Below are 22,771 nucleotides of genomic sequence, written 5' to 3' on the forward strand. Positions count from 1 at the left end.
AGCTGCTTGTGACAAGTGGCGTGCTTTGATGTGGACGGCATTGCAATAGTAGATAATTGTATTTTATGAGCTTTTGGCTTTTGCATCCTAGCAAAATTGCGTAACTTGTCTCCGTGATTTTTGTTGGATTATGTATCCTAAATCAAGAAAAGTCAGCGCTTCGTCAGCCCTCCGAGCACGTTCCGCAGGATAGCGTTCCCCACCTCGGTTCCCACCTTGCGCGCCATGGACCGCGCCGCATTCCCCAACACCTGTTCGACGAGGCTCGGCGGCGGGCGGCGTCCCCTGCCCTTGCCCTTCGGCGCCTCCTCGCCACCGCCCAGCACGGAGCCGAGCCAGCCGCCCAGCATCCCCCCAAGACCCCCCTCCGTCTGCGCCGCGGCTTCCGCCGGGGCGCTGTCGAGGTCCTTGCGCTTGGCCAGCATCTCGTAGGCGCTCTCGTTGTCGACCGCCTCGTCGTATTTTCCGCGATACGGGCTCGCCTGAATGAGCGCGGCGCGCTCCTGCGGCGTCAGCGGCCCCACCCGCCCCTGCGGCGGGGCGATCAGCGCCCGCTCGACGATGGAGGGTGTGCCCTTGGCCTCGAGAAAGCTCACCAGCGCCTCGCCGACGGCGAGTTCGGTGATGGCTTTGCCGACATCGAAGCCGGGATTCTGGCGGAAGGTCTCGGCGGCGGCACGCACGGCGCGCTGGTCGCGGGGGGTGAAGGCGCGCAGCGCGTGCTGCACCCGGTTGCCGAGCTGGCCCAGCACCGTCTCCGGCACGTCGAGCGGGTTCTGGGTCACGAAGTAGACGCCGACGCCCTTGGAGCGGATCAGGCGCACCACCTGCTCGACGGCATCGAGCAGGGCCTTGGGCGCGTCGTTGAACAGCAGGTGCGCCTCGTCGAAGAAGAACACGAGCTTCGGCTTGTCGAGGTCGCCCACCTCGGGGAGCTGCTCGAACAGCTCCGAGAGCATCCACAGCAGGAACGAGGCGTAGAGGCGCGGCCGCTGCATCAGCTTGTCGGCGGCGAGAATATTGATGAAGCCCCTTCCGTCCCGGTCGGTGCGCATGAAGTCGGAGAGGTTCAGCGCCGGCTCGCCCAGGAATTGGGCGGCACCCTGGTTCTCCAGCACCAGCAGCGCCCGCTGGATCGCGCCGATCGAGGCGCTCGCGACGTTGCCGTAGGTCGCCGACAGTTCCTTGGCGTTCTCCGACAGGAAGGTGAGGAGCGCGCGCAGATCCTTCAGATCGATCAGCGGCCACTGGTTCTCGTCGGCCACGCGAAAGGCGATGTTGAGCACGCCTTCCTGCGTGTCGTTGAGTTCGAGCAGGCGCGCCAGCAGCAGCGGACCCATCTCGGTGATGGTGCAGCGGATCGGATGGCCCTGCTCGCCGAACAGGTCCCAGAACACGGTCGGGAAGCGGTCGGGCTCGTAAGGTATGCCGAGTTCCTCGGCCCGCTTGACGAAGTGCGGCTTGGCCTCCCCCGCCGCCGCGAGGCCGGAGAGGTCGCCCTTGATGTCGGCGGCGAAGACCGGGACGCCCGCGTTCGAAAACCCTTCGGCCAGCACCTGCAGCGTCACGGTCTTGCCGGTGCCGGTGGCGCCCGCCACGAGGCCGTGGCGGTTGGCGAGGCGAAGCGTCAGAACCTCGGGCTTCGGGTTCGGGCCCGTGCTCCGGCCGACCAGGATGGTGCCCGCTTCGCTCATGGTTTTTCCCGCCCGAACCGTGATGGCCGATTGCGGCCGAGGTTACGGCTGCGAGGCGTCATGATCCAGTAGTCCGTGTGACCGGGCGCGAAGAGCGCCCCGCGCAGCGGGCCTCGGCTGTGCCGAGGCGTCGAGCGGAGCGAAAGCCTGAGGCTGCGGATGCAGCCGCCGGCGCTTGAGGCCGAGAAGGAAGCGGGGCGATAGCCCCGGCGACCCTTGATTTCGCCGCCGGGCCGTCGGACAGACGAACGACGTCGAGAAGGAAGGACTTCATGGAAGAGCTGATTGCCCGCGTCACCAACCGCACGGGACTCGACGCGGCGACCGCCACCACCGCGATCGGCCACATCCTGGCCTTCCTGCAGAAGGAGGGACCGGCGACCGAGGTGAGCAAGATGCTCGCCGCACTCCCCGGCTCCGAGACCGCCATCGCCCAGGCGAACGCCCAGGACAGCGGCGGCGGGCTGATGGGCATGCTCGGCGGCATGATGGGCGGGGGCGGCGTGATGGCGCTCGGCCAGAAGCTGATCTCGGCCGGCGTGCCGATGAACCAGATGCAGCCGCTCGGCCAGGAGCTGTTCGCCTATGGCCGCGAGACGGTGGGCGAGGACACGATGGGTCCGATCGTCGCCGCGATCCCCGGCTTGAGCCAGTTCGTCTGAGCGTCTCGCCAAGCCCCTGAAAACGTTAGCCGGTTTCGTTCGCCGGCTACCCCGCCCCGGTCTTGCGCGGGCCGTGTCCGGCACCGCGCAAACCCCTGTCCGGCAAACGATTTTTCCGTCATAAAAGCGTGCGGCCTTCGTGGTGTTGTCGCCCCGCGTCGACAAGGGCCGCGCAGGGACGCGCCTCGACGCGACGGGTCAGACCAGATGCTGCCGAATTTTTCCCCGCGCGAGGCCGGTGCGGCGTGGAAGGCCGGCTGGGAAGCGAAGGTGCAGGCCCCCTTCGCCCGCTTCCGCCAGACTTTTGAGGGCGGCGACATCGCGCTCCCCGGCGGCACCCCGATCCTCCTGAAGCCGCGCCGCAAGGTATCGCTCGCCGAGCCGGGGCTCGACCCGTGCCTCGGCCGGATCGGCCCGTTGGAGGTGCGGCTCGCCACCACCAAGGCCGAGATCCGCCGGGCCCAGCGCCTGCGCTTCCGCGTGTTCTACGAGGAGATGTCGGCGGTGCCGACGGGGTTCTCCGCGCTCAAGCGCCGGGACGTCGATGCCTACGACGCGGTCTGCGACCATCTCCTCGTCATCGACCACGCGGCGACCGAGGCCAAACCCTTCCGCAAGGCGCGGCCGAAGGTGGTCGGCACCTACCGCCTGCTGCGCCAGGACCGGGCGGAGGCGCATTTCGGCTTCTACTCGGCGGGCGAGTACGATCTCGCCCCGCTGATCGAGCGCCACCCCGAAAAACGCTTCCTCGAACTCGGCCGCTCCTGCGTGCTCAAGCCCTACCGCACCAAGCGGACGGTGGAACTGCTGTGGCACGGCATCTGGGCCTACGTGCTGCACCACCGCATCGACGCGATGCTCGGCTGCGCCAGCCTGGAGGGCACCGACCCGGACCGCCTCGCCCTCCCCTTGAGCTTCCTCCACCACCACGCCCGCGCCCCCGAGCCGTGGCAGGCGCGCGCCCTGCCGGAGCGCTACGTCGCGATGGACCGGCTCGCCCGCGAGGCGGTCGATCCCAAGGCGGCGCTCGCAAGCCTGCCGCCGCTGATGAAGGGCTATCTCCGGGTCGGCGCCACCTTCGGCGACGGCGCGGTGATCGACCGCCAGTTCGGCACCACCGACGTGTTCGTGGTGCTCCCGGTCGCGGCCATCGCCGCCCGCTACATCGGCCATTTCGGCGCGGGTGCGGATCGGCACGCCGCCTGAAGCGAGCGGGTTGCCGCGGGCGCGCGGGCCGGCCCATACCGCTGTCGACTTATCCGATTGGACTCGGCCGCATGTCCCCTCTCCCCGCACATGGGGAGAGGCCCGCAGACACCTTGTCGTGTCTGCGGGAAGCGGAGGCGAAGCCGGAGCGGCGGTGAGGGGGACTCGACGGACGAGTCTCTTCCTGGACCGCCCCCTCACCTTCGGCTGCCGCCTCGCCGCGCCGACGACGAGGTCGTCGCGGCCCTCTCCCCGCCTGGCGGGGAGAGGGGATGCGCGGGCGGCCGGATCCATCAATCTGAAACGGGATCGAAGCGCTCGCGCGTCCATCCGCTGCGTACGAAAAAATGCTCGCCTCCGCTGCCCTTACCGACCGCGACCGCCTCGGCGCGATGGCTGCGGCCATCGCCTGCGTCGCCGTGGTCGGCATCGGGCTCGGGCTGTCGATCCCGCTTCTCTCCTTGGAGATGGAGCGGATGGGGGCCTCCAGCGTCGTCATCGGCCTCAACACGGCCGTGGCGGGGCTCGCCGCGATCCTGACCGTGCCGTTCGTGCCGCGGCTCGCCGCCTGGCTCGGCGTGGTGCGATTGCTGGCCTCGGCCATCGCGCTCGGCGGCCTGTGCCTCGTCGCCTTCAAGCTCGTGCCGAACCTCGCCCTGTGGTTTCCGCTCCGCTTCGTCTTCTCGACGACGCTCGGCGTGCTGTTCGTGCTCTCCGAATTCTGGATCAACGACGCGGCGCCGCCTCAGCGCCGCGGCCTCGTCATGGGCGTCTACGCCACGGTGCTGGCGCTCGGCTTCGCCATCGGCCCGGCCCTGCTGACCGTGCTCGGCACGGAGGGGTTCGCGCCCTACCTCGCGGGCGCCGGCCTGTTCTTCCTCGGGATCCTGCCGCTCGGGCTCGCCCGCAACCTCTCGCCCGCGCTGGGCCACGGCGAGGGCGGCGGGCTCATCCGCTACCTGCGGCTCGCGCCCGTCGCCGTGCTCGCCGCCGCGCTCTACGGCGCCGTCGAGGCCGGGGCCTTCGCGATCCTGCCGCTCTACGGCCTGCGCATCGGCCTCGACGCCACCGCCGCCGCGGCGCTCGTGAGCGCGGCGGCGCTCGGCAACGTGCTGTTCCAGATCCCCGTGGGGCTCTTGGCCGACCGGATCGACCGCCGCGCGGTGCTGCTCGGCGCGAGCCTTCTCGGGGCGCTCGGCGCCGCGCTGATTCCGGCCGCCTCCGGCTCGCTCACGGGGCTCGCGAGCCTGATCTTCGTCTGGGGCGGCATCGCCGGCACGCTCTACACCGTCGGCCTCGCCCATCTCGGCGCCACCCTGCGGGGGCCGGATCTGGCGGGCGCCAACGCCGCCTTCGTGATGCTCTACAATGTCGGACTGATGCTCGGGCCGCCCCTCGTCGGCGGCGGCATGGACCTCGCGCCGCCCCACGGCTTCGCCTGGGCGCTCGGCCTCCTGTTCCTGGCCTTCGTCGCGCCGGTGGCCAACAGCCTGTTGCGCCGCCCGGCCTGACGGAACGCTGCCGCGGGGCTCGCCGTTGATGGCAGAGCTCACCCGTTCCCCCTTGTCATCCCCTGCCCCGCGGAGCCTGCCATGAGCCTGATCGGCCGCCTCGTCACCAAGATCCTCGGCACCGAGGACCGCCACGTCGTCCGCGACGACCGCAACGCCGGATCGAGCTCCCCGATCGGCCGGCTGGTGACCAAGATCCTTCGGAAATAGTTTTTCGGGATTCGCGACGGGCGAGGCGCTCTGCCCCGCCTATGAAACGTCTCGCGGTTCAGGAAGCGTCCAGCCCCGGCATGGTGGCCGGATCGCGCGCGGCGTGGCGGATGCCGATGATGACGACCTCCTTCGCATCGACGCGGTAGAAGATCAGTAGGGATACGGCGCGACCACGATGCGGCGCAGCGCCGGAGTGCTCGTGCGCTGGCCGCTAAAGCGATGGTCGCTTAGAAGGCCGACCGCTTTCGCGGATACGGGAACGCACGCGCCGCGCTCCTTGAGGAGAGTGCTCCGCGATGCCGTCGAGCACCTGTGCCAATTCGGCGACGGCTTCCTTTGTGTAGCGTAGTCTCACAGGCCGTGCTTGGCCCAGACCGCCCGCACCTCCTCGTCGCTGGCGAACTCGCCGCGCTCGGCTTGTTCGAGCGATTTGGCGAGCGAGCCCTGCTCCTCCGGCGTGAGCTGGTAGACGTCGCCCTCGTCGTCATCGGCGAGGCGGAGCAGGACGCGGGCGTATTCGTCCTGCTGACTTTCTCACGCCGCGGGCCCGTCGCCCCGCTCGAATCCTCACGCCCCCGCGCTCAGATTCCCGACGCGGTCCGCTTCCCCGACCGCGTCAGCCCCTGCCCGATCATGTCCGTTTCGATTCTGCCCGCCGAGCCGCTCCCGGCCCGCGTCGCCCTGAGCTACGTCGTCGGCCAGGATTGCCGCGGGCGCTGGGTCGCGTGGGAGAGCCACGGTCTCGGCGGCGGCTATTTCCGCAGCCGCGAGGCGGCGATCCGCTACGCCGCCGCGGAGAGCGGATGCCGGGCCGGTGCCGTGCGGCTCAGCCCGGAGCCGCTGGCGATCCTCCTGTAGAGGTGTCAGCGGCCGGCCACCGCCTCCTGCACCACGTCTTTCACCAGCGGCGCCGCCGGCACCTCGCGGTGCCAGAACCGGCCGGTGCGGCCGGTCTCGTAGCCGGACTGATAGAGGCTGCGCATGTAGCCGGTGTCGAAGCCGCGGGCCGTGGTGGTCTGCGGCGCGCGCTCGTCGATGTAGGTGAGGTTGAAGCCGATGCCGTTGCGGCGGGCGAAGGCGTCGGTGGCCACCAGCGTCGCCCGCGAGCGCGCCCGGCTCGCGGTGGTGAACGACTTCTCGACGATCGAGAGGGTGTTGTTCGTGGTCACGTCGAATTCGGGCTCGAGGCGTCCGTTGATGACGACGAAGATGTCGGCCTTGCCCGCGCTCTGGATGCGCCCGTCGCGCACGAGGAACGACTGCGGCAGGGTGAAGACCGGCGTCACCACCGAGCCGTCGACATGCATCTCCTGGAAGGCTCTGGCCCCCGCCTGCACGTCGAGGAGCTGGGGCGGGAACACCGCCGGGATGCTGGCCGACGCCGTCAGCACGTCGGTGAACAGCAAGACCGCGTTCGGCGCGCCGCTTCCCGCGATGGCGCCCATGTTCCAGATCACCGCGCGCTGGCTGTCGAGGTTCGTCGTCACCACGAGCAGGCGGCGGCCCTTGGCGTGCTCCTCGGCGACCGCCCGCAGGAGGTCGGGCGTCACGTAGCGGGCGATCAGGTCGCGCAGGCGCCCGTCGCCGAACAGGCCGGAGCCGAACAGCACGTTGGCGAGGCTCGCCCCCTGCACCAGAGAACCGGCGATGCCGCTGGTGTAGATCTCGGTGAGGTAGGAATCGTAAGCGGGTCCCAGGAAGGCGAAGGGCGCGATCAGCGCGCCGGTCGAGACGCCGGACACGATGGTGAACTCGGGCCGCGTGCCGGACGCCGTCCAGCCGTTGAGCACGCCCGCGCCGTAGGCGCCGTCGCCGCCGCCGCCCGAGAGGGCGAGGTAGCTGAAGGCCTGCCGCTTGCGCTGGGGCGAGGCCGTCATCGTGACGAACTCCGCCGCGGCGGCGTCGGCATAGGCCCGCACGCCCACCATCCCCGGCACGGTGGCGGCCTCGGCCTCGGCCTTGGTGTAGGTGGTGCGCGGCAGCGAGGCGCAGGCCGCGGCTTGGCCCGCGACGAGGAATGCCGCGATCAGGCGGGACCAGCGGGAGCGAGGAGACATCGGTCGGATCCCAAGAGCCGTGCGAACGGCTCAGCTTATATCAGCAAGAGCCCGGGCGAACGCCTCAGCTTATACCAGAACGAGCTTGGCCGTATCGTGTTCCCGCCCGCTGAGCGCGACGGAGCCGGGCATGGTGCGGTGCGGCCACAGCGGCGCGGGCCGGGAACCCTCCGGCGAATCCTCCGGCAAGAATCCTCCGGATTGTGCGCAAGCGGCCTGTGCAAAGGCCGCTTTTCTCAATTCCCCTCATATGTTCGCCGCGTCGGAAGGCCCTAAGATCGTCTCGAGAGCGTGACGCGGCGGGTCGCGCCGGTTCCGCATCGGGCGGCGAAGCCCGGAACTGTCTGGGGGGAGGGCTCGAATGCTCAGCGGATCGGCGATCCTGCGCGTCCTTCTCGTGCTGGTGGCGGCCGCGGGCATCGCCGGGATCGTCCAGTTCGTCTGGACCCGCGGCGCCCCCACGACCCCCGAACCGCCCGCCGCGACGCAGGCGCCGGCCCGGCCGGAGCCGAGCCGGCCCGCCCCGCCGCCCGAACCCGTCCCGCCCGAGCCCGCCGCCCCCACCCCGCCCCCGATGGCCGAGGCGCCGCCCGCCCCGCTGTCGCTGCCCCGCCGCGAGCCGAGCCCGCCGCCCGCGCCGGCTCCCGTCTCGCCGCCTCCCGCTGCCGCGCCCGATCCGACCGAGGCGGCGGCGGAGAACGCGCCCCCGGCCGCGGTCGCGCTGGTCGATCTCAACACCGCCTCGCTCGCCGAATTGAATGGGCTCAAGGGCGGCGGATCGATCGGCCGGGCGATCATCGGTCACCGGCCCTACACCTCGGTGGATCAACTCCTGTCGAAGCGCGTCCTCAACCGCGCCACCTACCAGCGCATCAAGGATCAGGTGACGGTGAGGTAGTTTTTTGTTTGGCCTCAAGCGCCGGCGGCCGCGCCCGCGGCCTTCGGCTGTTCGCTCCGCTAGACACCTCGGCAGAGCCGAGGCCGCTGCGCGGGGCGCTCTTCGCGCCCGGAATGCGGCCAATCGCTTTTCGAGCGATCGTCGATCGGGCGACGGTCGCGCCGGGCGCCCTGTGTCACGCGAATGGGCGTGCCCGTCTGGTGCCCCGCCGCCGCAGGCCTTAAGACGGAGGGCGCGAGACACCCGACGCGAGGCGATCCATGCACACGACATCCGGCGCACCGATCCTCCGCCAGGATCTGGGCGTCGAGGAGACGACGGAATCCGACAACATCGTGCGCTGGGACGGCGAGCGGCTCTACGTCGAGCAGGACATCTACCACAACGGCCAACTCGTCCACCGCAAGTACCGGCGCACCGTCACCGAGCCGGTGGCCCGCGCCCTGCAAGCGATCATCAATCGCGCGCACCAATGAGGCGGGCGCTCGGGACGCTCGCTTTCCTGGCCGCGCTCGCCGTTCCGCTGCCGGCGCTGGCCCAGGTCAACGTTCGTTTCGTCGCGCCCGAGCGCTACACCGATGCCGCGAACCGCTTCGGGTCCGGGCCGCCCCTGCGGGTGACGCTCGCCGAGATGCGCCGCCTGTTCGAGAGCCTGGGCAACCGGGTGCTGGCGCCGGGCCAGAGCCTCGACATCGACGTGCTCGACATCGACCTCGCCGGCTTCGACCAGCCGGGGGGCAATGTCCCGTTCGGCCTGCGCGTCGTCAACGACGTCACCCCGCCGCGCTTCCGCCTGCGCTACGCCTTACGCGAGGGACGGCGCACCGTGCTGTCGGCGGAGGAGGCGGTCTCCGACCTCAACTTCCTGATGCGCACCGCCCGCTCCTTCTCCGGGCAGACCTTCTATTACGAGCGCGAGCTGCTGCGGGACTGGTTCCAGGCCCGCATCGCCGAGCGGCGACCGCCGCGTAACTGAAAGCATCCTCCGCCGTCATTCCGGGGCGCCGAAGGCGAACCCGGAATCCACGACTGGCCGCGACGTCTTTCATACCCGCGCATCACGGGTGGATTCCGGGTTCCGCTGCGCGGCCCCGGAATGACGGTGGAGGTAGGTCGGCCTCAGCATCCATTGGGTGCCGCCCTACTCCGAACTTTCGTCATCCGGCCGACAGCCGCCTCTGCCATGTCCGGGCCTCGTTCTGGCCCGGACCCCCTCCCCCATGCGCATCGTCCTCGTCGCCAATTCCGCGTCGGGTTCTTTTCGGGACGGCATCACGCCCGACGTGATCCGCGAACGGCTCACGGCGGCCGGGCTCGATCTCGCGCCCGAGCCCGACCCCGACCTGCCGCTGCCCGAGCGCCTGAGGCAGGCCGCCCGCACCGAGGGCGTCGCCGCGGTCGCGGTGGCGGGCGGCGACGGCACGCTCAACTGCGCCGCGGGCATTCTGGCCGGCACCGGCGTGGCGCTCGCGGTGCTGCCCTTCGGCACCATGAACCTGCTCGCCAAGGATCTCGGCATCCCGCTCGATCTCGACGGGGCGATCGCCCTGCTGCGGACCGGCCGGCCCCGCGCCGTCGATCTCGGCGAGGTCAACGGACACGTCTTCCTCATCAACTCGGTTATCGGCATGCCGGCCCGCGTGGCGCGCCATCGCGAGCGCTTTCGCGGCCGGCGCCTCGGCCCGCTCGGGCTCGCGCGGCTGGCGCTCGCCACCTTGCGCCATCTCGGCCCCTACCCGCGGCTCAGCACCACGCTGAGCGTCGCGGGCCGACGCGAGCGGCTGCGCCTGCGCCTGCTCTGCGTCGTCAACAACGACTACGCCGAGGGTCCGGGAAAAATCCTGGAGCGCGAACGGGTCGATGGCGGGGGGCTCACGCTCTACATCGCCCGCCGGCTGCCGCCGTGGCGGCTCGCGCAGTTGGCGCTGGGCTTCGCCGCCGGACGTTGGCGCGCCGTGCCGGGCCTGGAGCGTCATGAAGCGGCGGGGCTCGCGATCTCGGCGGGCCGTCGCGCGTTACGGGTGATGAACGATGGAGAAATCCGCTTGATCGCCTCGCCCTTGCGCTACCGGCTCCGGCCGCGCGCCCTGACCGTGATCGCGCCTCGGGAGGAGCAGCCGTGAGGCGGATCGCGCATATCTCCGACCTGCATTTCGGCCGCACCGACCCGGCCGTGGTCGAGGGGCTGGTGGACGAGATCAACCGCGATCCGCCCGACCTGATCATCGCGTCCGGCGACTTCACCATGCGGGCGCGGCGGCGCGAATATGCCGAGGCGCGCGCCTTCCTGGCCCGGCTCGCCGCGCCCTGGATCGCGGTGCCGGGCAACCACGACATCGCCCATTTCAAGCTGTTCTCGCGCTTCTTCCACCCGTTCCGCCGCTACCGGAACTACATCCACCCCGAGACCGAGCCGACCTTCCTCGACGACGAGATCGCGGTGGTCTGCCTCAACACCGTGCGGACCTGGGCGCCGGAGACCGACTGGTCGCAAGGAAAGATCACCCGTTCGCAGATCGCCCGCACCGAGGCGCGGCTCGCCGCCCTGCCCGAGGGCCGGTTCCGCATCGTGGTCGGCCATCACCCGTTCATGCCGCCGCCCTGGGACGAGGAGGCCCGCCTCGTCGGCCGGGCCGACGAGGCGCTCGACGCCTTCCGCCGCCACGATGTCGGCCTGACGCTGGCGGGCCATCTCCACCGCCACTACGCCCGCTTCGTCGCCGCCCCCGAGACCGGGGCCGAGCCCGAGACGGAAGCCGTCGATCACGGCGTCGCCCGCGCCCATGGCCCGCGCCTGCTCGCCGTCCAGGCGGGTTCCGCCACCTCGACGCGCCTGCGCGGCAACGAGCCCAACGCCTACAACCGCATCCGCATCGAGGACGGGCGGGCGACCGTGACGGTGCGGGTCTGGACCGGGAGCGGGTGGGCGGATGCCGAAGGAGCGCCGGAATCGTCCTGAGCGACGCGCGTTTTCCCATCCATCCCTCTCATCCTGAGGCGCGTAGCCGAAGGCGGAGCCTCGAAGGAGGGCTCCAGCGTATCGCGCGATCCCCGGAGCCCGCCGTCGAGGCCCGCTGACGCGGGCACCTCTGGATGAGGGGATTGGGTGGGATGGACGGGGTTTTTGCCTAATCCTCGTCGTCTTCGAACGCATCGCAGAGACCGAACGGATAGGCCGCCTCGACCAGATACGGCCCGCCGCCCCGCGAGGTGCGGGCCGAGTACAGCGCCGCGCGCTCCGCCGTGAAGGTGAGCGACGGAAACACCCCGGCCTCGCTCAGATACCGCGCCACCGCGCTCGCCTCCGCCTCGCGGTTGAGGCGGGCCAGCGTCACGTGCGGGGTGAAGCGGCGGCGCTCCGGCTCCGCGCCGGCCCGGCGGGCGATGCGCTCGTGCTCCTCCTGCAGGTCGGCGAGTTCCGGCGTCAGGACCACCGAGGCGTAGAGGGCCCGCGGCCGGTCGCCGCCGAAGCTCGCGAGCCCGTCGAGCGTCACGGCGAAGGGCGCGCGGGCGCGGGCCTCGGCCAGACCCGCGTCGAGGTCGGCCGCGAGGCTGCCGTCGACCTCGCCGAGGAAGCGCAGGGTGATGTGGTAGTCCGAGGGCTCGATCCAGCGGGCGCCGGGCAGGCCGCCGCGGAACGGCGTCAGGCGCTGGGCGATCTCGGACGGGATCTCCAAGCCGGTGAACAGCCGCGCCATCGCCTCAGCGCCCCGGTTTCAGCTTATCCAAAAAAATCTCGACGGTGGGCAGGATGCCGGCCACCACCGTCTCGACGCCCTGGGCGGTCGGGTGCAGCCCGTCCTCCATGGTGTTGGCGCGGTGGCCCGTCACCCCTTCGAGGAAGAACGGGTAGAGGACGAGGCCGTGCGCCTTGGCGAGGTCCGGATAGATCGCGTCGAACCGGGCGCGGTACTCGGCGCCGAGATTGGGCGCCGCCAGCATTCCGGCGAGCAGCACCGGGATGCCGCGCTCCTTGAGCCGCACGACGATGGTCTCCAGCGCCTTGCGGGCGACCGCCGGGTCGGTGCCGCGCAGCATGTCGTTGGCGCCGAGTTCGAGGATCACGCCGTCGGTCCCATCGGGCACCGACCAGTCGAGCCGGTCGAGTCCGCCCGTGGTGGTGTCGCCGGACACGCCCGCATTGGCGATCTCGACGCTGCGGCCCCTGGCCTTCAGCGCCCGCTCCAGCACGGCGGGGAAGGCCGCGTTCGCGGGCAGGCGGTAGCCGGCGGTGAGGCTGTCGCCGAGCGCGACGAGCTTGACCGGCCCCTCCGCGGCGTGGACCGCGGCGCCCCCGAGCGCGGCGGCCGTGAGCACGATCATCAGACAAGCCCTTCGCAGCGCCCGCAGACCCCCCATATCGAGCCCGCGCCGCGTGTCGCGCGCCCGGCCCGTCCATGAGACAAGCCGGTCCGACAAGAACCCCCGGCCGGGCCGGGACGGAGAGCCCCTGCCCACCGCGTTCCGGATGTCGTTCGCGATGTCGTTCGCACTGCGCAAGGCCGCCGTCCTCCGTTCGGTCCCGTCCATCCTGGCTCCAAGATCGGTCCCTCCGCGATGTCGAACAAGGCCGTCTCCCTGTCGCAGATCGAGCTGAGCCTCGGGCGCGGCGCCGCGCGGGTCCACGTGTTGCGCGGCATCTCGCTCGATGTCGAGCGGGGCGAGGCGGTGGGCCTCGTCGGCCCTTCGGGCTCGGGCAAGTCGACCCTGCTCACCGTCATGGCCGGGCTGGAGCGGCCGGATACGGGGCGCGTCACCATCGCGGGCACCGATCTCTCCGGCCTCGACGAGGATGGCTTGGCGCGCTTCCGCGGCCGCAACATCGGCATCGTGTTCCAGGCCTTCCACCTCGTGCCGACGATGACGGCTTTGGAGAACGTCGCCCTGCCGCTGGAACTGGCGGGTGCCCCCGACCCGCACGGGCGGGCGGCGGCGGAACTGGAGGCGGTGGGTCTCGGCCACCGTCTGCGGCACTATCCGGCGCAGCTCTCGGGCGGCGAGCAGCAGCGCGTCGCCATCGCCCGGGCGCTGAGCCCCGATCCGGCGATCCTGGTGGCCGACGAGCCCACCGGCAACCTCGACGAGGCCACCGGCCGCCAGATCGTGGACCTGCTGTTCGGCCTGAAGCGCGACCGCGGGGCGACGCTCGTCCTCGTCACCCACGACGCGAGCCTCGCTCGGCTCTGCGACCGCACCGTGGCGTTGCGCGCGGGCCGCATCGAGCAGCCGGCGGTGGCCTGAGCGCCGGAGGCGATTCTCGGATCGCCTCCGGCCGCGTCAGACGACGAAGAAGTCGGAGGCCGTCAGCGCCGCCTTGTTGTCGAACATGGCGAACTTCACCGCCGCCGCCTTGCCCGATCCGTCCGCGTCGTAGAACAGCTCGCCGGTCGACTGCTTGTAGAGGATGCGGTCGTCGGCATCGGCCGCGGCCTTGCTGATGTTCTTGAACGCGGTGCCGGCGAGCGTGCCGGCCCCGAGCGCGGCGAAGACGCTCTTGGCGAGCTGCACCGTGTCCTCGACCGCGAAGTCGGTGATGCGATCGACGTTGGCGGTCCCGAGCTTGGTCGCGAACAGGAAGCTGTCGCCGCCCTTGCCGCCGGTCAGAATGTCGTTGCCGAGGGCACCGTCGAGGGCGTTCGCGCCGCCATTGCCGATCAGCGTCTGGCCGAACTCGTTGCCGCGCAGGGTCAGGACGGTCGTCCCCGTCGTCCCGAATCTCAGCGTCTCGATCTCCTGGCCCGCGGCGAGGGTGAAGGAGCCCGTGGCGATGATCGTGTCGACGCCCTGCCCCCTGGCCTCGAAGACCCGGTCGCCGGCATTGTCGACGGCGTAGGTGTCGTTGCCGGCACCGCCGGTCAGCCGGTCGGCCCCGCCGCGTCCGTCGAGAGCGTTGGCGCCGCCGTTGCCGGTCAGCGTGTCGGCCCCCTTGCCGCCGATGACGTTCTCGACCTCGACCAGGACGTCCAGGCCGATCTCGGCACCCTTGGCGTTGTACCAGATCCAGGTTCCGTTCACGAATTCGCTGATCGTGGGACCGAGATTGGCGACGATGCCGCGGGTGGTGGCGCTGTAATCCGCCGTGTCGATGTCCGCGCCGCCGTTGATGAAGTCGTCGCCCAGGCCGCCGCTCAGCCGGTCGTTGCCGGCATGGCCCCACAGGTTGTCCTTGCCGGCGTCGCCCGCGAGCGTGTCGTTGCCGGCCTCGCCCTGAACCTCGTCGTCGCCGTCGCCGCCGCTGACGCGGTCGTTCCCGTTGCCGCCCCAGAGGAGATCCCTTCCGGTTCCGCCGGCCAGCACGTCGTCGCCGTCCCAGCCGGAGACGCGGTCGTCGCCGGTTCCACCATCCATCGTGTCGACGCTCGCGCCGCCGTGGAGCATGTCGTTGCCGGCCTCGCCCAGCAGCGTGTTGGTGCCGGTGCGCCCGTTGAGCGTGTCGTTGCCGTCGCCCCCCTTGAGCGTGTCGTTGCCGTCGCCGCCGTCGAGCGTGTCGTCGCCCGCGCCGCCGTTGAGCGCGTCGATCCCGGCCCAACCGTTGAGGGTGTCGTTGCCGGTGCCGCCGTTGAGGATGTCGTTGCCGTCGGCGCCGTCGAGCAGGTCGTTGTCGGCCCCGCCGTCGAGGGTGTCGTTGTCGGCGCCGCCGAACAGAGAATCGTTTCCGGCGCCGCCGTCGAGCCGGTCGTTCCCCTTCCCGCCGACGATGACGTCGCGTCCGCCCATGCCGCGGATGACGTCCGCGGTGCTGACGCCGCGGATCGTGTCGGCACCCTCGCCGCCGGTCTGGGTCATCGTGGCGGTCGCGGCGTTCCACGACCAGGAGGCGATGTGCTTGCCGTCGGACGCGTCGTCGCCGTAGAGGACGCGGAGCGCGGCGATGTCGATCGGGCCGAGCTTCGGATCGTATCCGGTGTAGCTCATCACCGTCTGCTTGGTGTTGTCGACGGTCGCATTGAGCCGGATGTCGCCCTCGAACGGGTGCTTCAGGCCGAGGCCGTGCCCGATCTCGTGCAGGATGATGTGGAGCATGTCCTCGGAGCGGTAGGTCATCGTCGAGTCGTCGAGGAAGACGTCGCCGCCGACATCGTTGATGTTGCTCCAGTCGGCCCCGATCGTCACGCCGGGATAGTAGGCGTATCCGGCCGCCGTCGACTGTGTCGGGTCCTTGCTGAGATCGTAGTTCGCGAAGCGGATGTCGCCCTGGCCGGCGGCGACCTCGACGAACTGGAGCCCGCTCGCGTCGTCGAACTGCTTGAGCGCGGCGAGCGTGACCGCCTTCTGGGCCGCGGTCAGAGGTTTGAAGGAATTCCTGAAGGCGTCGGAATAGGTCGGCGTCTTCAGATGATCGAAGACGCGCGTTTCGAAGGAATAGGTGATGACAGTGGATTTCCCCGTCGGCACCGCGCCCCACCAGGATTCTCCCGACAGGAGTGCGCGGTAGTCCGAAACGTAGCTCACCATCGTGTCTCTCCCCCGTTTTGCATACGATATTTTTGTGAGTGCTTGTAAGCAAGGGGACGGGGCGCGGGTTTCCCACTGAAAGACTGCGTGTCCTTTTCGAGCAACATGCCGATGAAATTCTTGGTTAAAATGCATAAGGTTGCAAATTTGCGAGTCGGCGCAGTCATGGGCAATTTAGTTTGCCTCTTTTGGTTTCATTCTCAAGACCATGACGTATTTGTTGGTGTGTTGAATATTTAGCGGAAAAACCTCATCGTTGCATCTTGATACTTTGTCCGATCGAGTCTCGCATCCGACGGCGGCCGATCGCTTCGAGCTTCGATCCGTCCTGCCTGCAGCCGTGACACATCTTGTCCGCGCGTCCCGGTCGAAGGGCCGCGTCGGGATCGGCGAGCACCGGGCGGCCGGGCTCGGTTCACGATGCCGCGCCGCACCGGGATGCTCGGTAGTCCGCGCGGTTTGATCTTCTCTGCGCAGCATTCGATCTGTTTCTCGGATCGAGCCGGTGGCAAGGAACGATTATGGTCGATCTCGAACGATCTTGGATGCTGGGCCGAGCCGCCGAACGATTTGCGGCATCCGGCCGGAACCTTTTCTCGTCGCGGCGTCCGAACGGAAGGCGGCGCTGATCGAGGGTTTCGGAAGGCGACACGGCCGGGAAATCTGCCGTCGGCCGAGACTGTGGGCAAAGCCTGTTTTCGAAAACTTCATCGAGTTCGATCAAGGCAGACAAGAACACCTGACCGGGGGGCTGACGGGGATGTCCGGAAGAGCGTCGAGACGGTTCGCGGCATCGCTCTGCGTTGCGGCCGTGCTGTGGCCCGGTGCAGCATCGGCGCAGATCCGCATCCCCGACGTGCCCGACCCCCTGCTGGCGGGCCTCTCGATCCCCGCCTCCGCGCCGGAGCAGGGCATGTGGTCGAAGGTCCATCCCTGGCCGCTCATCGCCATGCACGCGGTTCTGACGCCGTCGGGTTCGGTGCTCACCTTCGGCGCCCCGCCCGGCGAGAAGCGCCAGGACGGGCGCGTGTTCGATATCTGGGACCCGGATCGGGGCCTCGGCAGCGCCGCCCACGTCCTCCTGCCGAACGCCGAGGCCGTCGACAGCTTCTGCGCCAGCGCCACCACGCTGCCGAGCGGCACGATGCTGATCTCCGGCGGGGCCGGCTACGATTCGGGCCTCACCTCGAAGGAGAGCGCCGTGTTCGATCCGGCCCGACGCGCGGCGAGCGCGGTCGCCGCGCGGCTCGCCTATCCCCGCTGGTATGGCACGCTGATCACGCTGACCGACGGCCGCGCCCTGTTCGCGGGCGGCGGCAAGCCCTACGCGCCGGGCGTCTACGACGTCGCCGGCAGCCTGAAGCGGGGCGAGATCTCGATGACGCCGGAGGTCTACGTGCCGGGGTCGGGCTGGCGCCTGCTGCCCGGCGCGACGAGCCGCGCCGCGTTCGGGCCCGATCTCAATCGGTGGTGGTACCCGCGCATGTGGGTGGGCCCGCGCGGCGCCGTGTTCGGCATCTCCTCCGACCAGACGTGGCTCCTCGATCCGACGGGCAACGGCGCGATCGTCGCCTTCCCCTTCAAGTCGGCGGCCAAAGCGAGCGCCCGTCCGAATATCGGCCCGACCTCGACGGCGGTGATGTACGATGCCGGCCGCATCCTCCAGGTCGGCGGCAACGGCTACGGCAACGGCTATCCCACCCCGTCGAGCGCCCGCGCGACGATCTTCGACCTGAACGGCACGCGGCTCGTCGCCACCGACGTCGCGTCGATGAGCCATCCGCGGCAATGGGCCAACGCGACGGTGCTGCCCGACGGGCAGGTCCTCGTCACCGGCGGCTCGCGCTACGCCGACAACAATGGCAGCGACGCGGTCTACGAGGCCGAGCTCTGGAACCCCGCGACCCGTGCCTGGAGGGTCGGGGCGCGGGCCGGCACCTATCGCGGCTACCACTCCACCGCGATCCTCCTGCCCAACGGCACGGTGCTGTCGGCGGGCGGCGGGGTGAAGGGGCCAGTCGCCAACCTGAACGCGGAACTCTACTACCCGCCCTACCTGTTCACCCGAGCGAACGGCGCGGTGGTGCTGGCGCCGCGGCCGAGGCTCGCGACCATCAGCGCGAGCCAGTTCGGTTACGGGGCGCGCGCCACGGTGCAACTCGCCACCGACGCGACGGTCGCCCGCGTGGCGCTGATCGGCCTCGCCTCGGCGACGCACAGCTTCGATTCCGGCCAGCGCTACCAGCGCCTCGCCTTCACCCAGGACGGCCGCACCCTGCGGATCACGATGCCGGGCAATGCCGGCCTCGCCCCGCCGGGCTATTACCAGCTCGTCGTGGTCGACCGGGCCGGCGTTCCCTCCCGCGGCGTCATCGTCGCCATGGCGGCCGCGGCGCCCCAGCCCCGCGGGGTCACGCGCTTCTCCAGCCTAAGCCCGGTCGCGCGGCCCGAACTCCGGGTGCGGGTCGCGGGCACGCTCGCCGGCCTCGCCCCCGCCGAGGCGCAAGCCGACCGGCTCGACGGGGCCTTCGTCCTGCGCGCGGGCCTCGCCGATCCGGCCTGCGTCTCGTTCGAGTCGCGCCGCTATGCCGGGCGCTTCCTGCGCCAGTCGAGCCGGCGGCTGCGGCTGAGCCCGTTCGAGCGCACCGACGCCTATCGCGACGACGCCACCTTCTGCCCGCAGCCGGGACTCGCGGGCCGCGGCACCTCCTACGCGGCGAAGGGCATGCCCGGCGCCTTCCTGCGCCACCGCGGCACGCAATTGTGGATCGACGCTGCCGTCTCGGACGAGGCCTACGCCGCCTCGGCGAGCTTCGAGACGGCGGACGCCCCCTCGTGACCGGACGCGCGTCCCCACCCCTCGCAGGCGAGCGCGGCCGTTCCCACATCCTCACGACGGCCCGCGCGCCACTTCGCCGGGCGCGACCATAGCGATCCCCGACCCGATGGCATCGGGTCGGGGATCGCTATGGGTCCTTGTTGTACCGTGCATTCTTTCGACGAACCGGGACCCGCTTCGTCGGAATGCGCTCTGGGGAGGGAACGATGGGACTACTCGACGGGCTTCTCGGGCACGGCAGCGATCTCGCCGCCGGCGAGGTCGATCAGCAGCTCGCGGGCGTGCTCGCGCCGGGCGAGAGCGTGCGCGTCGCCTTCAAGGTGATCCGCGACCTGATGGTCTTCACCGATCGCCGCCTGATCCTGGTCGACCGCCAGGGCATGACCGGGCGCAAGGTCGAGTACCTGACGGTCCCCTACCGCGCCATCACCTCGTTCTCCGTCGAGACCGCGGGCAGCTTCGACATGGATTCCGAGCTGAAGATCTGGGTGTCGGGCCGGCCCGACCCGATCCAGCGCACGCTCAAGCGCGGCGCCGACATTTTAGGGATTCAGCAGGCGATCGCCGGCTCGCTGAAATAGGCCGATGGCTTTCACCATCCGCCGCCTCGGCCCCGGCGACGTCACCGCGATGCGCGCGCTGAACGCCCTGTTCGGCCGCGCGTTTTCCGATCCCCACACCTATGGCGGCGCGCCGCCGATCGATGCCTACCTCGCCCGGTGGCTCGGCCAGGCACATGTCCTCGCGCTGGTCGCCGAGGCCGACGGCGCGGTGATCGGCGGCCTCGTCGCCTACGAACTCCAGAAGTTCGAGCAGGCCCGCAGCGAGGTCTACCTCTACGATCTGGCCGTCGCCGAAGAGCACTGCCGCCGCGGCATCGCGACCGCGCTGATCGAAGCCTTGCGGGCACAGGCCGCCGCCCGCGGGGCCTACGTGGTCTTCGTCCAAGCCGATCACGGCGACGATCCCGCTGTCGCGCTCTACACGAAGCTCGGAGCGCGGGAGGACGTGATGCATTTCGACATTCCGGTCCGGGCGCCGCCGGCGCGTCGATCGCCGTGGGGGGCGTGAGGTCGGCCCGCGCCGGCGCCTGCGACCCGACCGCATCGGGACCGCTCCCGCCTCTGGACTCTTTTCCGGCCGCGACGTCTTACGACGTGCCGGCGACCGCCTCGTCGGACAGCGCTCCAGGATCCCCCATGCAGGGTCTTCAGAAGGTGTTCCGGGTTCTTCGGCAGGGCGGCGTGTTCGGTCTCGTGAATCGCGGCTTCGGATTCGTCTATCGGCGCGGGGTTCGTCCGCTCCTGCCGGTCTCCGGGCCGGCCCGCCTCGGCGGGGTGCTGACCTGCTACGGCCTGACCGCCGCCGACCGCTACGTCCCGGCCAGTTGGCTGCCGTGGTGGATGACCGAGCCGACCGGCAATTCGAGCTACGAGGCGGCCCTGGTCCACGGTCTCGGCGCGCAGGTCCGGTCGGGCGACCGCGTCGTCGTGGTCGGGGGCGGCATCGGCGTCACCGCGGTGAACGCCGCCCTGCTCGCCGGACCGTCCGGCCACGTCACCTGCTTCGAGGGAAACCTCGAGAATTGCGCGCGCGTCGGCGAGACGGCGGCGCTCAACGGCGTGAGCAACCTGACCGTGCGGCATGCCGTCATCGGCCAGCCGATCGCCGTGTACGGGGCCGCCGCCCAACTCGGGACCGTACTGCCCGCCGACCGGCTTCCGCCCTGCGACGTGCTCGAACTCGACTGCGAGGGGGCGGAGATCCGCATCATCCCGGAGATGACGATCCGTCCGCGCGTGCTGCTGGTCGAGACCCACGGCCTCTACGCCTCCTCGACCCGGGACGTCGCGGCCGCGATGGCGGCCTGCGGCTACGCCGTCACGGATCTCGGCTGGGCGGAGCCGAGCCAAGTGGAGACGTGTCGAGAGCACGACATCCGCGTTCTGCTCGGCGTTCGCGGCCCTTCGGACGGATCGGACGAGGGCCGGCGCGCCGGCTCCTGAACCGGATCGACGCCGCCCGCCATCCGGTGCGGACCGGGCCGGAGGACGCGGCCCCTCGCGACATCCGCCCTTGCCCTCGCACCAAAATCCCGCTAAGCGCACCGCCTTCGTATCCGCTCCGGCCGGGGGCTGAACGGACGGTGCCGTCTTCGGCACAGGGTTCCTCAAAACAACCCGTCGTCCCGTGTCTCCGCCTTCGATCAACCGCTCGGGCCATCACAACGGCTCGAAGGGCTTGGCGCCGAGAGGATGCGAGTTGAGCCGGCCCGACTCCGCTTGAACCCGCGGTGCGGGCCTCCTTTGTCGTTGGATAAGGCCCGAAAATGCCTCTCTACGAGCACGTCTTCCTGGCGCGCCAGGACGTGACGTCCCAGCAGGTCGAGACCATGGTCGAGACCTACAAGGGTGTCATCGAGGCGGGCGGCGGCACGATCGAGAAGATCGAGTCCTGGGGCGTCAAGTCCCTCGCCTACCGCATCAAGAAGAACCGCAAGGCGCATTTCACGCTCCTCAACATCTCGGCTCCCCCGGCGGCTCTCGCCGAGATGGAGCGCCAGATGCAGATCTCCGAGGACGTGCTGCGCTTCATGACCGTCCGCGTCGAGCAGCTGGAGGCCGAGCCTTCCGCGATGATGCAGAAGCGCGACCGCGACGACCGCAAGGATCGCGACCGCGGCGACCGTCCGCGTCGTCGCGACGACGATTTCGGCGGCGGCTTCGGCGGTGACCGCGACCGCGGTGATCGCGGCGACCGTGGGGACCGCGGCGAGCGGCCCGAGCGCAGCTTCGGCGGGGAGAACTGATCATGGCATTCGGTGCTGGTGGTGGTGGTGGCGGCGGTGGCCGTCGTCCGTTCTTCCGTCGTCGCAAGACCTGCCCGTTCTCCGGCGCGAACGCTCCGAAGATCGACTACAAGGACGTGAAGCTGCTCTCCCGCTACGTGTCGGAGCGCGGCAAGATCGTGCCGTCCCGCATCACCGCGGTCTCGGCCAAGAAGCAGCGCGAGCTCGCCCAGGCGATCAAGCGCTCCCGCTTCCTCGGCCTGCTGCCCTACGTCATCAAGTAAGGCTTATCGCCGGCCCGTTCATCCGGGCCGGCCGATCTCGTGAGGGCGACCCGGTGGCGGGCCGCCCGATCGTTGGGGCGTCACGGAACGCCTCTAACCCTGCGCAGGCAGCGGGACAGCGGATTTTTCTGACAATGGGCAAGGACATCGGTATCGGCGTCGGTGCCGGCCTCGTGGCCGCGCTCCTGTTCAGCGTGCTGCTCAAGGCCAGCGCGCTCGCCATCCTGCTCTACCTGCTCGCCCCCTTGCCGATCCTGATCGTCGGACTGGGCTGGAGCCACAGGGCCGGGCTCGCGGCGGTCGCGAGTGGGGCACTGGCGTTGGCGCTGCTCGTCTCGCCCTATCTCGGGCTGGCCTTCGCCGCCTATCTCGCGCTCCCCGCATGGTGGCTCGCCTATCTGGCGATGCTCGGCCGGCCGGGGCCGGATGGCACCCTCGAATGGTATCCGACGGGGCGCCTGCTGGCCTGGGTCGCCGGCACCGCGGCGCTCGCCTTCGTCGCCATCGCGGCCATCGCCTCCCCCGACTACGACACCTTCCGCACGCAGATCTCCGAGATGAGCCGCCGCGTCGTGCAGATGCAGGTCCAGCGCGGCCGCATCCCGGGGCCTGCGCCGGGCGGTGCCGCGACCGAGACGGACGCCTCGAAGGCCGAGGCGCCCCAGGGTGACGCCAAGCCCGACGCGCCCGCCGCCTCCGACGACCTCGCCGGCGAGGTCGCCGACGCGCTGGCGACGCTCGCCCCCGCGCTCGCCGCGCAAGGGTTCGCGGTGCTCCTTACCTTCTACCTCTGGGCCGCCGCCCGCATCGTCCAGATCTCCGGGCGCCTGCCCCGGCCCTGGCCGGACCTCCCCGCCACCGCGATGCCGCGCGCCGTGCTCCTCGTCCTCATCGGCGCGGTCGCGCTGTCGCTGGCGCCGGGCTTCGTCGGCGTGCTCGGCGTCGCGCTGATCGGCGGCCTGAGCGCCGCCTTCGCCCTCCAGGGGCTCGCCGCCTTCCACGACCGCAGCCGCGGCCGACCCGGCCGGCTCGGCCTGCTGGTCGGCCTCTACGTCGTGCTGTTCCTCACGCAGGGCATCGCCATGCTGGCCCTCGTCCTGTTCGGCATCGCCGACACCGCCCTCGACCGGCGCCGCCCGCAAGCCAAGGGCAGCGCCTGAGACC

General features: G+C 70.5%; 23 protein-coding genes. 18 read left to right on the top strand and 5 right to left on the bottom strand.

Going from position 1 to position 22,771, the window contains the following annotated elements:
- Positions 1–152 precede the first annotated feature (152 nt).
- Positions 153–1,694: a helicase HerA-like domain-containing protein gene (locus HNR00_RS10880; protein WP_183569112.1), complete on the bottom strand. Its 1,542-nt coding sequence runs from the start codon at positions 1,692–1,694 to the stop codon at positions 153–155.
- A 272-nt stretch (positions 1,695–1,966) separates the two neighbouring features.
- Here HNR00_RS10880 and HNR00_RS10885 point away from each other — a divergent pair, with 272 nt between their 5' ends.
- The 5 genes from HNR00_RS10885 to HNR00_RS26045 all read left to right on the top strand — a co-directional run bounded on the left by HNR00_RS10885 (position 1,967) and on the right by HNR00_RS26045 (position 6,144).
- On the top strand, positions 1,967–2,356 hold the full coding sequence (locus HNR00_RS10885) for a DUF2267 domain-containing protein (RefSeq protein WP_183569114.1): 390 nt from the start codon (positions 1,967–1,969) through the stop codon (positions 2,354–2,356).
- A gap of 207 nt (positions 2,357–2,563) precedes the next feature.
- Positions 2,564–3,562, top strand: a complete 999-nt coding sequence (olsB, locus tag HNR00_RS10890) for a l-ornithine N(alpha)-acyltransferase (protein ID WP_183569116.1) — start codon at positions 2,564–2,566, stop codon at positions 3,560–3,562.
- 347 nt (positions 3,563–3,909) lie between these two features.
- Positions 3,910–5,073, top strand: a complete 1,164-nt coding sequence (locus tag HNR00_RS10895) for an MFS transporter (RefSeq protein WP_183569117.1) — start codon at positions 3,910–3,912, stop codon at positions 5,071–5,073.
- 81 nt (positions 5,074–5,154) lie between these two features.
- Positions 5,155–5,283, top strand: coding sequence for a TFIIS helical bundle-like domain containing protein (locus HNR00_RS10900; protein ID WP_183569119.1), 129 nt, complete (start codon positions 5,155–5,157; stop codon positions 5,281–5,283).
- A gap of 363 nt (positions 5,284–5,646) precedes the next feature.
- Positions 5,647–6,144, top strand: a complete 498-nt coding sequence (locus HNR00_RS26045; protein ID WP_376770370.1) for a hypothetical protein — start codon at positions 5,647–5,649, stop codon at positions 6,142–6,144.
- A gap of 5 nt (positions 6,145–6,149) precedes the next feature.
- Here HNR00_RS26045 and HNR00_RS10910 read toward each other — a convergent pair whose 3' ends face one another.
- Positions 6,150–7,343: a patatin-like phospholipase family protein gene (locus tag HNR00_RS10910; RefSeq protein ID WP_183569121.1), complete on the bottom strand. Its 1,194-nt coding sequence runs from the start codon at positions 7,341–7,343 to the stop codon at positions 6,150–6,152.
- 361 nt (positions 7,344–7,704) lie between these two features.
- Here HNR00_RS10910 and HNR00_RS10915 point away from each other — a divergent pair, with 361 nt between their 5' ends.
- From HNR00_RS10915 to HNR00_RS10935, 5 genes are all read left to right on the top strand, one after another.
- Positions 7,705–8,241 (top strand): ComEA family DNA-binding protein, encoded by a 537-nt coding sequence (locus HNR00_RS10915; RefSeq protein WP_183569123.1) that lies wholly within the window; start codon positions 7,705–7,707, stop codon positions 8,239–8,241.
- A 260-nt stretch (positions 8,242–8,501) separates the two neighbouring features.
- A complete protein-coding gene (locus HNR00_RS10920) occupies positions 8,502–8,717 on the top strand; it encodes a hypothetical protein (RefSeq protein WP_183569125.1) in 216 nt (71 codons plus the stop codon).
- The gene (locus HNR00_RS10925) at positions 8,714–9,217 is read left to right on the top strand and encodes a DUF3016 domain-containing protein (RefSeq protein WP_183569127.1); all 504 of its coding nucleotides are present in this window, start codon (positions 8,714–8,716) and stop codon (positions 9,215–9,217) included. The genes HNR00_RS10920 and HNR00_RS10925 overlap by 4 nt, the downstream gene beginning before the upstream one ends.
- Positions 9,218–9,461: 244 nt before the next feature.
- Entirely contained in the window at positions 9,462–10,364 is a 903-nt protein-coding gene (locus HNR00_RS10930) for a diacylglycerol/lipid kinase family protein (RefSeq protein ID WP_183569129.1), read from the top strand.
- Positions 10,361–11,200 carry a metallophosphoesterase family protein gene (locus HNR00_RS10935; RefSeq protein WP_183569131.1) on the top strand — a complete coding sequence of 280 codons (840 nt, stop codon included), beginning with the start codon at positions 10,361–10,363 and terminating at the stop codon, positions 11,198–11,200. The genes HNR00_RS10930 and HNR00_RS10935 overlap by 4 nt, the downstream gene beginning before the upstream one ends.
- A 169-nt stretch (positions 11,201–11,369) precedes the next feature.
- Here the strand turns inward: HNR00_RS10935 and thpR are convergent, their stop codons facing one another.
- Positions 11,370–11,939 carry an RNA 2',3'-cyclic phosphodiesterase gene (gene thpR / locus HNR00_RS10940; RefSeq protein WP_183569132.1) on the bottom strand — a complete coding sequence of 190 codons (570 nt, stop codon included), beginning with the start codon at positions 11,937–11,939 and terminating at the stop codon, positions 11,370–11,372.
- 4 nt (positions 11,940–11,943) lie between these two features.
- Positions 11,944–12,564 (bottom strand): arylesterase, encoded by a 621-nt coding sequence (locus HNR00_RS10945; protein ID WP_183569134.1) that lies wholly within the window; start codon positions 12,562–12,564, stop codon positions 11,944–11,946.
- Positions 12,565–12,798: 234 nt separating this feature from the next.
- On the opposite strand from HNR00_RS10945, the gene HNR00_RS10950 reads away from it, so the two are divergent.
- Positions 12,799–13,482 carry an ABC transporter ATP-binding protein gene (locus HNR00_RS10950; RefSeq protein ID WP_183569136.1) on the top strand — a complete coding sequence of 228 codons (684 nt, stop codon included), beginning with the start codon at positions 12,799–12,801 and terminating at the stop codon, positions 13,480–13,482.
- A gap of 36 nt (positions 13,483–13,518) precedes the next feature.
- On the opposite strand, the gene HNR00_RS10955 is transcribed toward HNR00_RS10950, so the two are convergent.
- Positions 13,519–15,696 (bottom strand): matrixin family metalloprotease, encoded by a 2,178-nt coding sequence (locus HNR00_RS10955; protein ID WP_183569138.1) that lies wholly within the window; start codon positions 15,694–15,696, stop codon positions 13,519–13,521.
- An 811-nt stretch (positions 15,697–16,507) separates the two neighbouring features.
- On the opposite strand from HNR00_RS10955, the gene HNR00_RS10960 reads away from it, so the two are divergent.
- The 7 genes from HNR00_RS10960 (at position 16,508) to HNR00_RS10990 (ending at position 22,767) form a co-directional block, all read left to right on the top strand.
- Positions 16,508–18,535, top strand: a complete 2,028-nt coding sequence (locus HNR00_RS10960; RefSeq protein ID WP_183569140.1) for an AbfB domain-containing protein — start codon at positions 16,508–16,510, stop codon at positions 18,533–18,535.
- Positions 18,536–18,741: 206 nt separating this feature from the next.
- Entirely contained in the window at positions 18,742–19,116 is a 375-nt protein-coding gene (locus HNR00_RS10965) for a PH domain-containing protein (RefSeq protein ID WP_183569142.1), read from the top strand.
- A 4-nt stretch (positions 19,117–19,120) separates the two neighbouring features.
- Complete coding sequence (locus HNR00_RS10970; RefSeq protein WP_183569144.1) at positions 19,121–19,606, top strand: AAC(3)-I family aminoglycoside N-acetyltransferase; 486 nt, start codon at positions 19,121–19,123, stop codon at positions 19,604–19,606.
- 128 nt (positions 19,607–19,734) lie between these two features.
- Positions 19,735–20,541 carry a class I SAM-dependent methyltransferase gene (locus HNR00_RS10975; RefSeq protein WP_183569146.1) on the top strand — a complete coding sequence of 269 codons (807 nt, stop codon included), beginning with the start codon at positions 19,735–19,737 and terminating at the stop codon, positions 20,539–20,541.
- A gap of 323 nt (positions 20,542–20,864) precedes the next feature.
- A complete protein-coding gene (gene rpsF / locus HNR00_RS10980; RefSeq protein WP_056239638.1) occupies positions 20,865–21,344 on the top strand; it encodes a 30S ribosomal protein S6 in 480 nt (159 codons plus the stop codon).
- 2 nt (positions 21,345–21,346) lie between these two features.
- Positions 21,347–21,607, top strand: coding sequence for a 30S ribosomal protein S18 (gene rpsR / locus HNR00_RS10985; RefSeq protein ID WP_056239641.1), 261 nt, complete (start codon positions 21,347–21,349; stop codon positions 21,605–21,607).
- A 134-nt stretch (positions 21,608–21,741) separates the two neighbouring features.
- Entirely contained in the window at positions 21,742–22,767 is a 1,026-nt protein-coding gene (locus tag HNR00_RS10990; RefSeq protein ID WP_183569148.1) for a DUF2232 domain-containing protein, read from the top strand.
- Positions 22,768–22,771: the final 4 nt, after the last annotated feature.

It is taken from the genome of Methylorubrum rhodinum (genome assembly GCF_014199935.1).
Taxonomy (GTDB): domain Bacteria; phylum Pseudomonadota; class Alphaproteobacteria; order Rhizobiales; family Beijerinckiaceae; genus Methylobacterium; species Methylobacterium rhodinum.